The organism is Herbaspirillum frisingense, from assembly GCF_047325095.1.
Lineage (GTDB): Bacteria > Pseudomonadota > Gammaproteobacteria > Burkholderiales > Burkholderiaceae_D > Herbaspirillum > Herbaspirillum frisingense.
Genome location: NZ_CP168558.1, coordinates 3681955 through 3695583, shown reverse-complemented (window position 1 = coordinate 3695583; position 13629 = coordinate 3681955). Strand labels below are relative to the sequence as shown.

General features: G+C 64.6%; 16 protein-coding genes. 12 read left to right on the top strand and 4 right to left on the bottom strand.

What is annotated here, in order from left to right; translation table 11 throughout:
* The 9 genes from ssuC (at position 1) to ACEOAC_RS17020 (ending at position 7538) form a co-directional block, all read left to right on the top strand.
* Positions 1–864: an aliphatic sulfonate ABC transporter permease SsuC gene (gene ssuC, locus ACEOAC_RS17060; protein ID WP_413628470.1), complete on the top strand. Its 864-nt coding sequence runs from the start codon at positions 1–3 to the stop codon at positions 862–864.
* A 20-nt stretch (positions 865–884) separates the two neighbouring features.
* On the top strand, positions 885–1736 hold the full coding sequence (locus tag ACEOAC_RS17055) for an ATP-binding cassette domain-containing protein (protein ID WP_413445090.1): 852 nt from the start codon (positions 885–887) through the stop codon (positions 1734–1736).
* A gap of 92 nt (positions 1737–1828) precedes the next feature.
* Positions 1829–2044 carry a TOBE domain-containing protein gene (locus ACEOAC_RS17050; protein ID WP_006464491.1) on the top strand — a complete coding sequence of 72 codons (216 nt, stop codon included), beginning with the start codon at positions 1829–1831 and terminating at the stop codon, positions 2042–2044.
* A 63-nt stretch (positions 2045–2107) separates the two neighbouring features.
* A complete protein-coding gene (locus ACEOAC_RS17045; RefSeq protein WP_006464492.1) occupies positions 2108–2953 on the top strand; it encodes an EAL domain-containing protein in 846 nt (281 codons plus the stop codon).
* 40 nt (positions 2954–2993) lie between these two features.
* Positions 2994–3572 carry an RBBP9/YdeN family alpha/beta hydrolase gene (locus ACEOAC_RS17040; protein WP_413445091.1) on the top strand — a complete coding sequence of 193 codons (579 nt, stop codon included), beginning with the start codon at positions 2994–2996 and terminating at the stop codon, positions 3570–3572.
* Positions 3573–3731: 159 nt separating this feature from the next.
* Positions 3732–4622, top strand: a complete 891-nt coding sequence (cysT, locus tag ACEOAC_RS17035; protein ID WP_077235102.1) for a sulfate ABC transporter permease subunit CysT — start codon at positions 3732–3734, stop codon at positions 4620–4622.
* Between the two features lies 1 nt (position 4623).
* On the top strand, positions 4624–5523 hold the full coding sequence (cysW, locus tag ACEOAC_RS17030) for a sulfate ABC transporter permease subunit CysW (protein WP_006464495.1): 900 nt from the start codon (positions 4624–4626) through the stop codon (positions 5521–5523).
* 9 nt (positions 5524–5532) lie between these two features.
* Positions 5533–6612, top strand: coding sequence for a sulfate/molybdate ABC transporter ATP-binding protein (locus tag ACEOAC_RS17025; protein ID WP_006464496.1), 1080 nt, complete (start codon positions 5533–5535; stop codon positions 6610–6612).
* Positions 6609–7538, top strand: coding sequence for a CysB family HTH-type transcriptional regulator (locus ACEOAC_RS17020; protein ID WP_413445092.1), 930 nt, complete (start codon positions 6609–6611; stop codon positions 7536–7538). Before ACEOAC_RS17025 ends, ACEOAC_RS17020 begins: the two co-directional genes overlap by 4 nt.
* 31 nt (positions 7539–7569) lie before the next feature.
* Here ACEOAC_RS17020 and ACEOAC_RS17015 read toward each other — a convergent pair whose 3' ends face one another.
* The 3 genes from ACEOAC_RS17015 to ACEOAC_RS17005 form a co-directional block, all read right to left on the bottom strand.
* Positions 7570–8046 (bottom strand): N-acetyltransferase family protein, encoded by a 477-nt coding sequence (locus ACEOAC_RS17015; RefSeq protein WP_413628469.1) that lies wholly within the window; start codon positions 8044–8046, stop codon positions 7570–7572.
* Between the two features lie 150 nt (positions 8047–8196).
* Positions 8197–8391 (bottom strand): hypothetical protein, encoded by a 195-nt coding sequence (locus ACEOAC_RS17010; RefSeq protein ID WP_413445992.1) that lies wholly within the window; start codon positions 8389–8391, stop codon positions 8197–8199.
* 149 nt (positions 8392–8540) lie between these two features.
* Complete coding sequence (locus ACEOAC_RS17005) at positions 8541–9419, bottom strand: M15 family metallopeptidase (protein WP_413628468.1); 879 nt, start codon at positions 9417–9419, stop codon at positions 8541–8543.
* 207 nt (positions 9420–9626) lie between these two features.
* On the opposite strand from ACEOAC_RS17005, the gene ACEOAC_RS17000 reads away from it, so the two are divergent.
* Positions 9627–9908, top strand: coding sequence for a hypothetical protein (locus tag ACEOAC_RS17000; RefSeq protein ID WP_039876100.1), 282 nt, complete (start codon positions 9627–9629; stop codon positions 9906–9908).
* Between the two features lie 346 nt (positions 9909–10254).
* Here the strand turns inward: ACEOAC_RS17000 and ACEOAC_RS16995 are convergent, their stop codons facing one another.
* Complete coding sequence (locus tag ACEOAC_RS16995) at positions 10255–11040, bottom strand: phosphodiester glycosidase family protein (protein ID WP_413444422.1); 786 nt, start codon at positions 11038–11040, stop codon at positions 10255–10257.
* A 413-nt stretch (positions 11041–11453) separates the two neighbouring features.
* Between ACEOAC_RS16995 and ACEOAC_RS16990 the strand changes: the two genes are divergently transcribed.
* Complete coding sequence (locus tag ACEOAC_RS16990; protein WP_077235111.1) at positions 11454–12575, top strand: branched-chain amino acid ABC transporter substrate-binding protein; 1122 nt, start codon at positions 11454–11456, stop codon at positions 12573–12575.
* Positions 12576–12678: 103 nt separating this feature from the next.
* Entirely contained in the window at positions 12679–13605 is a 927-nt protein-coding gene (gene livH / locus ACEOAC_RS16985; RefSeq protein ID WP_006464506.1) for a high-affinity branched-chain amino acid ABC transporter permease LivH, read from the top strand.
* The last annotated feature ends 24 nt before the right edge of the window (positions 13606–13629 follow it).

Genomic DNA, 13629 nt, shown 5'->3' with positions numbered 1-13629 from the left:
ATGACGAGCGCATCCAATCCGCTGAACAGCGCTACCACCGGCGCCGCTAGCACCAGCACCAGCGCGCCCGCCGGCAAGGCCGCCCGTGCGGCTGGCCGCTCGCCGCGCAAGGCGCGTGGCGCCTGGGTGGGCTGGCTGTTGCCGGTGCTGCTGCTGGCGTGGTGGCAACTGGCCTCGCAGGCCGGCTGGCTGTCCAGCCGCATCCTGCCGGAACCGTTTGCGGTCCTGACGGCGGCCTGGAAACTGTCGGCCTCCGGCGAGCTGTGGCGCCACCTGGCCGTCTCCAGTGGTCGCGCGGCCTCGGGCTTTGCGGTCGGTGCCGGGCTGGGCCTGGTGCTGGGCCTGCTTTCCGGCAGCCTGCGCTCGGCCGAACTGCTGCTCGATACCACCCTGCAGATGGTGCGCAATATTCCGGCCCTGGCCTTGATCCCGCTGGTCATCCTGTGGTTCGGCATCGACGAGACGGCCAAGCTGTTCCTGGTCTCGGTGGGCGTGTTCTTCCCGGTCTATCTCAATACCTTCCACGGCATCCGCTCGGTGGACCAGGGCCTGATCGAGATGGCCAGGAGCTATGGCCTGTCGGGCTGGCCGCTGTATCGCGACGTGATCCTGCCGGGCGCCTTGCCATCCATCCTGGTCGGGCTGCGCTTCGCGCTGGGCCTGGTGTGGGTGCTGCTGATCGTGGCCGAGACCATCTCCGCCCAGTCCGGCATCGGCTACATGACCATGAATGCCCGCGAATTCCTGCAGACCGATGTGGTGCTGGTCGGCATCCTGCTCTATGCCTTGCTGGGCAAGCTGGCCGATACCGCTGCCCGTGCGCTGGAGCGCTTCTGGCTGCGCTGGCATCCGGGTTACCAATGAATTCGCATCAGGAGAACCGTATGCGTCACGACCAACAGGAAAACCAGGCACTGGGTCGCGCTGCCGGTCGCGGCGTGGGCTTGAAGCTGCGCGCCGTGTCCAAGGCCTTCAGCGGTCGCACCGTGTTGCACGACATCGATCTGGACATCGCCCCCGGCGAATTCGTCGCCATCGTCGGTCGCAGTGGTTGCGGCAAGAGCACGCTGCTGCGCCTGGTGGCGCAACTGGATGCAGCCAGCGGCGGTGAGGTGGTCTACGAACACGATGCCGGCGGCGAACCCGAAGTGCGCATCATGTTCCAGGATGCGCGCCTGCTGCCCTGGAAGCGGGTGCAGGCCAATGTTGCGCTGGGGCTGCCCAGGCAGCACGCGCCGCTTGCCCTGCACGCCCTGCAGCAGGTCGGCCTGGATCAGCGCGCCGGTGAATGGCCGGCGGTGCTCTCGGGTGGCCAGCGGCAACGCGTGGCCCTGGCCCGGGCGCTGGTGCACGACCCGCAATTGCTGTTGCTGGACGAGCCGTTGGGGGCGCTTGACGCCCTGACCCGCATCGAGATGCAGGCCCTGATCGAATCGCTATGGCGCGAGCGCGGCTTCACCGCCTTGCTGGTGACCCACGACGTACAGGAAGCGGTCGCCCTGGCCGACCGCGTGCTGCTCATCGAAGACGGCCGGGTGACGCTGGATCAGCGCATCACGCTGGCCCGCCCGCGCTCACGCGGACAGGCGCAGTTTGCCGCGCTGGAAGAAGCCATCCTGGCGCGCGTGCTGCGTCATCCTGGCAGCGACGCCAATGCAATCGACGATGGTGCCACCGCAGAACTGGAGCCTGCTTTTGTCCCACGCGGCGTGCAGCAGGTGCAGTGGGCGGTCTGAGGCCGCACATGATTTGACCGTTTCAGAGAGTCCTACCATTTCAACCCATGCGGCGCGGCAGGTGCCGACGCCGTTTCATCAAGGAGCAGAGCATGACCATTCAAGCGATCAACGTACGTAACCAGTTCAAGGGCAAGGTCAAGGCCATCATCGAAGGTTCGGTGGTGTCCGAGGTGGATGTCGAGACCCCGGCCGGTATCGTCACTTCCGTCATCACCACCCGTTCGGTCAAGGACCTGGGCCTGACCATCGGCAGCGAAGTCGTGGCGCTGGTCAAGGCCACCGAAGTGTCGATCGCCAAGCTGTGATCTTTTCCGGCCGCCCATCGGTCAATCTCGCCCGGGCGGCATATTTTTCCAGGAGCAGGCCCGATGGCATATCAGGCTTTGGATGCTTACCTGGCGCGTCTGCAAGCCACCCAGTCGACCTCCTCCAAGGTCTGGCTGGATGAGCAGGGACGTGCCGCAGGGCGTTTCTTCAATACATCGCTGACCTCGGCCTTCCAGCCGGTGCGCAGCTTCGAACAGGGCAGCATCGTCGCATGTGAAGCCTTTGCCCGCAGTCATTCGGCGGTCGATGACGGACTCCATCTCTGGAAGCTGCTCGACCAGGCCGCCAGCGACGACGAATCGGTCGAGCTGGACCGCCTGTGCCGCATGCTGCACGCCATCAACTATTACCGTCAGGTCGGGCAGGGCGGTCTGGGCGATACCGACGCCCCCGAGCTGCATCTGTCGGTGCATGCGCGCCTGCTGGCCGCCGTCAACAACAATCATGGCGTGGCCTACCGCCGCATCCTGGCGGCGCTGGAGTTGCCGCACGAGCGCATCGTGCTGCAACTGCCGGTGGTCACGCCCAACCAGCGCTGGCTGCTCAACTATGTGCTGGACAATTACCGCCGCAATGGCTTCCGCCTCGGGGTCTCGGCCAATAGCCCGCTGGAGGCGCTGGGCCTGCTGGACAAGATCAAGCCGGACCTGATCAAGGTCGATGCCCGCGAACTGCCCGATCCCGACAGCGTGGCCTTGCTCTTGCTGCGGGCGGCGGAGCAGGGCGTACGCATCTTCTTCAAGCGCGTCGAGAACCGCGAGGTCTTCGACAAGCTGAGCCAGTTCGGCCAGGCCCTGGCCCAGCCCATCCACGCCCAGGGCTATCTGTGGGACACCCCTGGTGCAAGACTGCCGGACCAGATATCGGGCATCCGGGATGCGGCTTGAGGCATACTCGGTCTTCCCTATCCTCAACAGCGAGGCCTGCATGAGTCTGTCGTCCCACGTTTCCCCGGCCCCGGCGCGGCTGTCCGATTTCCGCGTACTGGTGGCGCCGGGCCTGTCCGATAGCGGCCCCGAGCACTGGCAATCGCGCTGGCAACGCCTCTATCCGGCCTTCGAACGGGTGCAGCAAGACGACTGGGAAACCCCCGACCTGCCGGCCTGGTCGCATCGCCTGGGCGAAGTGCTGGCGCGCGATGGCCGACCGACCGTGATCGTGGCGCACAGCTTCGGATGCCTGACCACCGTGCAGCGCACCGCTGCCCTGCTGGCCGAAGGGGGCTCGGCCCATCCCATCGTGGCAGCCCTGCTGGTGGCACCGGCCGATCCGGCCAAATTCAGCGTGAGCTCGGCGGTACGCCACCGGCTGCCGTATCCGGCCCTGGTGGTCGGCAGCGACAACGACCCCTGGATGAGCGCCGACCGCGCCCGCCACTGGGCCGAGGCCTGGGGCGCACAGTTCCGCTCCATCGGCCCCCGCGGGCATATCAATTCCGAGTCCGGCCTGGGCGACTGGACACAGGGCCAGCAATGGTTGCTGGAGTTGCTGGAGCAGATTCCCTGAGGCGTATTCGGTCTGCAGGGCCGCGCACATAAAGACGGTTTTCGGTGGCTTCTTATGCGCTTTTCTTCTAAAGGCATGCAAAAAACTTCGTTCTCTTTATAACCTGCGAATGCGATTATCGGTCACCTATAGTCGCATTTGTAATAAAAAGAGAACGACATGTCCGCAACCCCTGTTTCCCTGGCGGCCCCCCGGGCCGCTCCGGTGGCCGCTTCCGGCGGGACCGGCCGGCGCGTATTGCCCGGTTTCCGATTGTCGCTGGGCTTCACCATCTTCTATCTGGCACTGATCGTCCTGATCCCGCTGTCGGCCTTGTTCCTGAAGACCTTCACGCTGACCTGGGGCGGTTTCATCGATGCCGTGACCTCGCCACGGGTGATGGCGTCCTATCGCCTCAGCTTCGGGGCCTCCCTGATCGGTGCGTTCCTGAACGTGATCTTCGGCGGCATCGTGGCCTGGGTGCTGGTGCGCTACCGTTTCCCGGGCAAGCGCATCATCGACGCCCTGGTCGACCTGCCATTTGCCCTGCCCACGGCCGTGGCCGGTATCGCCCTGACCACCCTGTATTCGCAGAACGGCTGGCTGGGCAAGCTGCTCGCCCCGCTGGGCATCAAGGTCGCCTTCACCCCGCTGGGTGTGCTGGTGGCGCTGACCTTCATCGGCCTGCCGTTCGTGGTGCGCACCGTGCAACCGGTGCTGGAAGAGGCCGAGCGCGAGCTCGAAGAAGCCGCCGCCAGCCTGGGCGCCAACCGCTGGCAGACCTTCACCCGCGTGGTCTTCCCCACCATCCTGCCGGCGCTGCTGACCGGGTTTGCGCTGGCCTTCGCGCGCGCCTCCGGCGAATACGGCTCGGTGGTCTTCATCGCCGGCAACATGCCGATGGTGTCGGAGATCACGCCGCTGTTCATCGTCACCAAGCTGGAGCAGTACGACTACGCCGGCGCCACCGCCATCGCCATGGTGATGCTGCTGGTGTCCTTCGTCTTGCTGTTGACCATCAACCTGTTGCAAGCCTGGACCCGCAAGCGCGGCCAGGCGGAGAGGACCTGAGATGAGTGGCGCGCCTGTTTCCCTCGCCTCCCAGAACATCGCCCGCGGCGAGCCGCCGATCACCCCCGGAGCCACCCTGGAACCGTTCTGGGTGCGAGCCCTGTTGATCGGCATTGCCCTGGTGTTCCTGACGCTGTTCCTGTTCGTGCCGCTGGTGGCGGTGTTCTATGAAGCCTTGCGCAAGGGCTGGGATGTCTATGTGGCCTCCATCACCGAGGCCGACGCCTGGTCGGCCATCAAGCTGACGGTGATCACGGCGGCCATCGCCGTACCGCTGAACCTGGTATTCGGCGTGGCGGCAGCGTGGGCCATCGCCAAGTTCGAGTTCCGCGGCAAGAACGTGCTGCTGACCCTGATCGACCTGCCGTTCTCGGTCTCGCCGGTGATCTCGGGCCTGATCTACGTGCTGCTGTTCGGCCTGCAAGGCTACCTCGGCCCCTGGCTGCGCGAACATGACATCAAGATCCTCTTCGCCGTGCCGGGCATCGTGCTGGCCACCATCTTCGTGACCTTCCCGTTCGTGGCGCGCGAGCTGATCCCGCTGATGCAGTCGCAGGGCAGCGAAGAAGAGGAAGCCGCGCTGGTGCTGGGCGCCTCCGGCTGGCGCACCTTCTGGCACGTGACCCTGCCCAACATCAAATGGGGCCTGCTGTATGGCGTGATCCTCTGCAACGCCCGTGCCATGGGCGAGTTCGGCGCGGTATCGGTGGTCTCCGGCCACATCCGGGGCGAGACCAACACCATCCCGCTGCAGGTCGAAATCCTCTACAACGAATTCAACATCACCGGCGCCTTTGCCGTGGCCTCGCTGCTGGCTTTCCTGGCCCTGGTCACACTGGCCATCAAGAGTGTCATCGAGTGGCGGCTGCACCAGCAGCACAGCGCCAGCGAGCAAGTCTAAGGAGTTCTCATGAGCATCGAAGTCCATCACATCCAAAAGCGTTTCGGCAGCTTCACCGCACTCAACGACGTCTCGCTCAACTTCCCGGCCGGCGAACTGACCGCGCTGCTGGGGCCCTCGGGCTGCGGCAAGACCACGCTGTTGCGCATCATCGCCGGGCTGGAATCGCCTGACTCCGGCCAGGTGCTGCTGGATGGCGAAGACGCCTCGGCACGCCATGTGCGCGAGCGCCAGGTCGGGTTCGTGTTCCAGCACTACGCCCTGTTCAAGCACATGACCGTGTTCGAGAACATCGCCTTCGGCCTGCGCGTGAAACCGCGCGCCCAGCGCCCTTCGGAAGCGGCCATCCGCGAAAAGGTCAAGAGCCTGCTGGAACTGGTGCAGCTGGACTGGCTGGCCGACCGCTATCCGCCGCAACTCTCGGGCGGGCAGCGCCAGCGCATCGCCCTGGCGCGCGCACTGGCCGTCGAGCCACGCGTGCTGTTGCTGGACGAACCCTTCGGTGCACTCGATGCCAAGGTGCGCAAGGAACTGCGCCGCTGGCTGCGACGCCTGCATGATGAATTGCACGTCACCAGCATCTTCGTCACCCACGACCAGGAAGAAGCGCTCGAAGTGGCCGACCAGGTGGTGCTGATGAACAAGGGACAGGTGGAACAGATCGGCACGCCCGAAGCGGTCTACAACCATCCGGCCTCGCCCTTCGTCTACGGCTTCCTGGGCAATGTGAACCTGTTCCATGGCCGCCTGCACGAGGGCGTGCTGGATGCCGCCGGTGCCCGTTTCGAGGCGCCCGGCCATGACGATACCCGCGATGCGTCCGGCGTCGGTTACGTGCGGCCGCACGATCTGGACGTGGAACGCTACGCGCCCGGTGCCCAGGGCATCGTGGTGCAACTGCGCCGCGCCCATGCCATCGGCCCGCTGGCCCAGCTGGAACTGGAACGCGACGACAACGCCGAGCTCATCGAAGCCGTCATCCCCAACGAACGCTTTGCGCAGCTGGGACTGAAGAATGGCGACACCCTGGTGGTGCGCCCGCGCCGCCTGCAGGTGTTTGCCCAGCAGGAGGGAGGGACGGCACGATGAACTTCCAGCAACTGCGCTCCATCCGCGAAGCCGCCCGTTGCGGCTTCAACCTGACCGAAGTGGCCAATGTGCTGTTCACCTCGCAACCTGGCGTGAGTCGCCAGATTCGCGAGCTGGAAGAAGAACTGGGCGTGGAAATCTTCGAACGCAACGGCAAGCGCCTGATCGGCCTGACCGAGCCCGGCAAGGGCATCCTGGGCATCGTCGAACGGCTGCTGCTGGAAGCCGAGAACCTGCGCCGCGCCAGCAAGGAATACGCCGGCGAGCAGAGCGGCACGCTCTCCATCGCCACCACCCACACCCAGGCCCGCTACGTGCTGCCGCGCATCGTGCAGGCCTTCCGCGACGCCTTTCCACAGGTGCGCATCGCGCTCCAGCAGAGCGCGCCGGAACACATCGCCGAATGGGTCATCTCCGGCAAGGCCGACATCGGCATCGCCACCGAAGGCCTGTCGCAGTTCAAGGAACTGGTGTCCTTCCCCTGTTATACCTGGAGCCACGTGATCGTGGTGCCGAAGGGCCACCCGCTGCTGGGTCTGGAACAGGTGACCCTGGAAGACCTGGGGACCTGGCCCCTGATCACCTATGACGTCGGCTTTACCGGTCGGGGCCATATCGACGACGCCTTCCGCCAGGCCGGCATCGAGCCCGACATCGTGCTCACCGCCATGGATTCGGACGTGATCCAGCAATACGTGTCGCTGGGCATGGGCGTGGGCCTGGTGGCCTCGATGGCGGTCGACCAGGGCAAGCACCAGGACATGGTCGCCATCAATGCGGCGCACCTGTTCAAGGCCAACATCGCCCGACTGGCGGTGCGCCGAGGCGCCTACCTGCGTGGCTATGCGCTGGACTTCATCCAGCAGTTCGCCCCCGAGCTCAAGCGCGCCGACATCGTCGCGGCGCTCAATGAGGCCAGTATCTGAGGTCAATACCCAGGGTTGAACGCAGACGCGCCTACAGGTTCTTGCGATAGACGATGAAGCCGGAGTCGATGGCCAGCGTGTCATAGAGCCGGCGCGCCGTCGCATTGCCGTGGTGGGTATGCCAGTAGACGCGTTCGGCGCCATCGGCAGCCGCACGGCGGTAGAGCTCTTCGATCAGTGCGCGCCCCACGCCGCGTCCGCGGGCGGCTTCGGTGGTGAACAGATCCTGCAGATAGCAGGTCGGTCCGATCAGGATGGTATTGCGGTGGTAGAGGTAGTGTGCCAGGCCCAGTAGCCGGCCGTCGGCTTCGGCCACCAGCGCATGGACCGGCTCGCCAGCATCGTGGATGCGCGCCCAGGTGGCCTGGGTGATCGTCAGGGGCAGGGCGGTGGCGCCGCTGCGACCGTAGAAGGCATTGTAGTCATCCCACAGGATCTTCCATTGCGGGTAGTCGTCGTGGCGTGCGCCGCGAATCTGCAGCGCGCTCACAGGGGCTTGCTCGGGCATCGGGTCTCCAGGGCGCCGGTCGGGCGCGTGAAGCCGCAGTATAGCCTTGCGCGGACAAATCAAAAGGCCGGAGGACGTAGCTACAGCCCTACGCCCTCCGGCCTTTTTCATGGGCGGTTCGCCCGGGGTGATGCGTGAATCTCGATCGTGTCAGACCGTGCGGGTCGGCGTCGTGGTGAAGGTGTCGGTGCTGCTGGGCTGGGTGCTGGCAGCCTGCGCCACCTGGGCGGACTGACCGGCCGCATTGAGGATGTCGTTGAAATTGACGGCCGGCTTCTTCGTCGTTTGCTGCGTGTTGGCCGGCGTATTGCTGTGGTAGATGGAAGAAATGGAATTGATCGACATGCGTGCACTCCTGATTAAGGCTGTCCCCCCGGGCGAGCGCCCAGACCGATGTTGCCGGGGCAGTATAAGGTGCGTGATAGCGTGCTGCTACGCCGGTTTACCCAAACTTGCGCATCTTTACCTGTACCGGCTGGCGGCGTCGGATCGCTTCATTTGCGCAGGCGTGCCGCGCACTGGTCGCGCAGGGTGGTGTCTTCCGCCGTGTCGTCGTCGCCATCGCTGGTGGCGGCGGCCTGTGCACCCGGTGCGCCCGGTACGCCCGGATGCGCGCACCGGCGGTAGGCCGCCACATAACGCTCGAACTCGGCCCGCGCCTGCGCCCTGGGCAGGCTGGCCAGGCGGACGATGAAGCCACGGCTGCCGATCTCGAAGTGCTGGTAGTCGATGGGTTGCTTCCACTGGCCACCCCAGACCAGGAAGCCGTGATCGTAGAACACGCTCACCACCTCCTCGGCCATGCCGGCTTGCGCGGGCGTGCGCTGCAGGTAGCTGCTGCCCTTGGGCGGGAGCACTTCCTGCGCGCTGCTGCCCGCTTGGCTGACATAGGGGTTCTGCAGGGGATTGATATCGATGGCGGCGCCGTAGGCATGCTTGGACCAGCCACCGCCGCCGGTCATGGGCCGACCGTTGAAGGCAGAACTGTTATTGGCGGCCATGGAGCGCTGGTCATCGCCATCGAACTCTTCCAGTGCGCGCGCACCGGCCAGCGGAAAGGAGCGCAATAGCAGTTCGCCGAACAGCGACTCCACCTGCGGCGCCACTGCATCCAGCACCACCACCGCGCCCTGGCGGGTGGCGCCGTCGAAGTCGGTGTAGTCGAAGCTGACCCGGGACAGGCGCGCACAGGGAACCGGATTGGCCGCCGTGATGACCTTGCGCGCCTTCATGTCGGCACACTGCGCCGGCGAGACAGGTGCAATGTCGGCATGGGCCGCAGACATCATGGACAAGCCGGCGAGCAGGGCGGCGATCAGGGTAATCCGGCGGCCAGGGGAGGGCGGCAGGAGGAGGGCGGGCAAGGTCGTCATAGGCGGCGATGATACGGGTTTTCAGGCAAAAAAGTGTTGCCTTTTGATTCACATTGCCTGCGATGACTGACATCAAGATGCGCCATTTTCTGACAGCCTGCGGCCGCCGGAGCGGGAATAATCCATATCCAGAAACAGTCGAACTTCGGCGAAGAAGCATCTGGCCGAATGTCGGCACAACCCATCAACAACCTTTGGAGGCAAAACATGCAGATTCGCCACACCCTCTTGGCTGCCGCCGTCTTTACTGCCGTGCTCGCCGGCTGCAACAAGCGCGACGAAGCGCCCGCCACGCCGGCCGCCACCCCGCCGGCCGCATCGGAACCGGCTCCGGCCACCACCACCCCGACCACACCGGCACCGGCTGACTCCGGCTCGACCGCCACTCCGGCGACCCCGACTCCGACCACGCCGTCGGATTCCTCGGCCACCAGCCCGAGCACGCCGCCTGCGACCACGGGCGACACCGCCGGTGGCGAGAAGAAGTAAGCACAGCATTCAAGCGCCAGCCTTCGCATAACAAGAGCCAGACAAGAACGGCAACAGCCGCACCATCATCCCGCAGTGGGAACAGCACTGCATGCGCCGCGTCAGGCAACTGACGCGGCGCTTTCTTTTGAGGTACGGCAGTGAGAGGCTAGTGAAAGGGGCGCGACGGGCAGGGCGAGATGGGCCCATGGGGCAGGCCGTTCTGCCTCCTGGGGAAGGCGTCAAAATCTTTCCGAACTTTTTTTTGCGGCCCGCAGTCGTACAGGTGGTTGAACTGTTCCTTCAACCTCCCTCTTGATAGGGAACTTGCCCGCAGTTTATTGGCTGCGGGCTTTTTTTTCGCCGCTCACTTTGCGCTGTGTGGCTTCACCACCGCGATCATGGCGCCAAAAGCCGGTCCCATATTGGCTTCCAGCGTGGGATACATGCGCGAGATGCTGCCGTCCAGATAAAGGGCGTCGCTACACTTCAGTTCGTCGCGCAAAAAACTGGCGAAGTCATGGAAGCTGATCGGATTGCGCGCAATGGCCAGCGTGACCACCCCGGCTGCGTCCAGGCAGGCGGCATTGCGCACCACCGTATTGGCTGAATCGGGATCGAAGCGCGGGTTGATCTTGCCATCCACGATCAGCAGCGGCCCCGACTGCGTGGCATAGCGTGCCACCGAATTCCACAGCCCCAGCTCGGCCTCGTAGTCCGAGGTCTCCACGATATAGGCCTGGTGCTCGCTGAGGACAAACACCCCATTGGGCTGCAGGTAGAAGTTGCCATAGGCGTTCTTGCGCGTATTGAGGCGGCGCAGCTGCGTGCCGGCCTCGACGTACAGACCCAGCGGCTGCAGCTGCTTGTCGTAGATGCCGGCATTGGTGGCGCACACCATGTCCAGCCCCTGGCTGCGCAGATGGGCGTCCAGCCGCAGGAAATTGCCCAGCGGCGCGCCATTGGCATCCTTCCAGTACATGCGGATGGTGTCGCTGCGCGGATCGGCGCGACAGGTGCTGATGAAGACCTGGTGATACTGGTACTGCCTGATGTCGGCAGCGCCGGCCAGCGCCGGACAAAGCAGGGGAGCCGCCAGGATGGCCAGCGCCAGGCGGCGCAACAGGGGGGAGCGGAGGAGGAAATGAAGCATCGAAACCGGGTCTTGTTCTGCGGGAATACGCGGGGCGAGGCCGTATTGTAATTGTGGGCAGCCCGGCCTGCCACCGGTTTCCCCCGATCGGCTGCAAATCGGCCACCAGCATGGCTTTGCGTGCATCGCACCGAAATAGATCATGCTGCAGTGCGAGCCTGCACCAAATTTAGGAAAATGAAGAAAAGCAGCATGAAATGTGCGAGAAATCGAATTTAGCAGGGTAAAAATGACGGACTATGGCCAATTCTCAAAAAAAAGTTGCCCTTCATGACGAGGGTGTTACACTCTGCCCCCATGCTTCGGCCGGCCCCCGGAATTATCAGGGCCAGAGAACCGGAGCCCTACGCGCGCCGGCCTGCTGGCCAGGTAACGGCGCCTCTTGAATCCGTTCCATCCTGGAGGAAACGTCAATGAAATCTGCAAGCCGTCTGACCAAGATCGCCCTGGCCGCCGCCACCTTCGCCGCCTTTGCCGGCGTGGCGCATGCCGAGACCGTCAAGATCGCCATCGCCGGTCCCCTGACCGGTGCCGTGGCCCAGTACGGCGACATGGTCAAGGCCGGTGCCCTGACCGCGATCGAACAGATCAACGCCGCCGGTGGCGCCAATGGCAACAAGTTCGAAGCCGTGATGATGGACGACGCCTGCGAACCCAAGCAAGCCGTGGCCGTGGCCAACAAGATCGTCAGCCAGGGCATCAAGTACGTGATCGGTCACGTCTGCTCCGGCTCCACCATCCCGGCTTCCGACATCTATGAAAACGAAGGCGTGGTGATGATCACCCCGTCGGCCACCGCTCCCCAGCTGACCGAAGCCAAGCCGCACAAGTTCATCTTCCGCACCATCGGTCGCGATGACCAGCAGGGTCCTGCCGCTGCCCGCTACGTGATCGAAAAGCTCAAGCCCAAGAAGGTCGCCGTGCTGCACGACAAGCAGTCCTACGGCCAGGGTGTGGCTTCCTCGGTCAAGGGCGCACTGGACGCCGCCAAGGTGCCGGTGGTGCTGTTCGAAGGCATCAATGCCGGTGACAGCGACTACTCCGCCATCGTCACCAAGCTCAAGTCGCAGGGCGTGGACTTCGTCTACTTCGGCGGCTACCACCCGGAAATGGGCCTGATCATGCGCCAGGCGCGTGAGCAGGGCGTCAAGGCCGTGTTCATGGGCCCTGAAGGCGTGGGCAACAAGGACATCACCGCGATTGCCGGCCCGGCTTCCGAAGGCATGCTGGTGACCCTGCCGGCCGACTTCGCCGCTGACCCGGCCAATGCCGCCCTGGTCAAGGCCTTTGCCGCCGCCAAGCGCGACGCCAACGGTCCGTTCCAGATGCCGGCCTATTCCGGCGTGAAGATCATTGCCGACGCCATCACCGGCGCCAAGTCCACCGATCCGGAAAAGGTCGCGGCCTACATCCACGCCAACAGCTTCAAGACCCCCATCGGCAATGTCGAATACGACAAGAAGGGCGACCTGAAGTCCTTCAAGTTCGTGGTCTTCACCTGGCACAAGGACGCCACCAAGACCGAAGCCAAGTGATTCCCCGCGAATCGTTGGCATGACCGTCTGACCTGACGTCAAACAGCGAAATGCCCCACCGCGAAATTCTCGGATGGGGCATTTCCACTTCTGGACCCTCCACATGAATGAATTGCTCCCACAACTGACCCAGCAGCTCGTCAACGGGCTTTCGCTGGGCGCGATCTATGCCTTGATCGCCATCGGCTACACCATGGTCTACGGCATCATCGGCATGATCAACTTCGCCCACGGCGAGATCTACATGATCGCCTCCTACGTGGGCCTGGTGACGCTCACCGCCATCGGCGTGCAGTCCGGCTACCCTTTGCCGCTGCTGCTGGGTGGCGCGCTGATCGTGTCGGTACTGGTCACGGGCCTGTATGGCTGGACCGTCGAGCGCGTGGCCTATCGCCCGCTGCGCGGCGGCCCGCGCCTGGTGCCGCTGATCTCGGCCATCGGCATGTCCATCTTCCTGCAGAACTATGTACAGATCGGCCAGGGCGCGCGCGACATGTCGGTGCCGGTGCTGATCTCGGGCGCGCTGGAATTCCAGATGGGCAGCGACTTCACCGTCACCGTGCCGTATTCGCGCATGGTCATCGTCGGTGTCACGCTGCTGCTGATGGTGGCGCTCACGCTATTCATCGCGCGTTCGCGCATGGGCCGCGCCTGCCGCGCCTGCGCCGAGGACATGGGCATGGCCAACCTGCTGGGTATCGACACCAACAAGGTCATTTCCTTCACCTTTGTATTGGGTGCGATGCTGGCAGCGGTCGGTGGTGTACTCATCGCGCTGACCATCGGCAAGCTCAATCCCTACATCGGCTTCATCGCCGGCATCAAGGCCTTCACGGCGGCGGTGCTGGGTGGCATCGGCAGCATTCCCGGCGCCATGCTGGGCGGCGTCCTGCTGGGCCTGGCCGAGACCTTTGCCGCCGGCTACCTGCCGTCGGAATACAAGGACGTGGTGTCCTTCGGCCTGCTGGTGCTGATCCTGCTGTTCCGTCCCACGGGCCTGTTGGGCAAGCCCGATATCGAAAAGGTCTGAGCGCAGCGCGCCTGACGGACAACG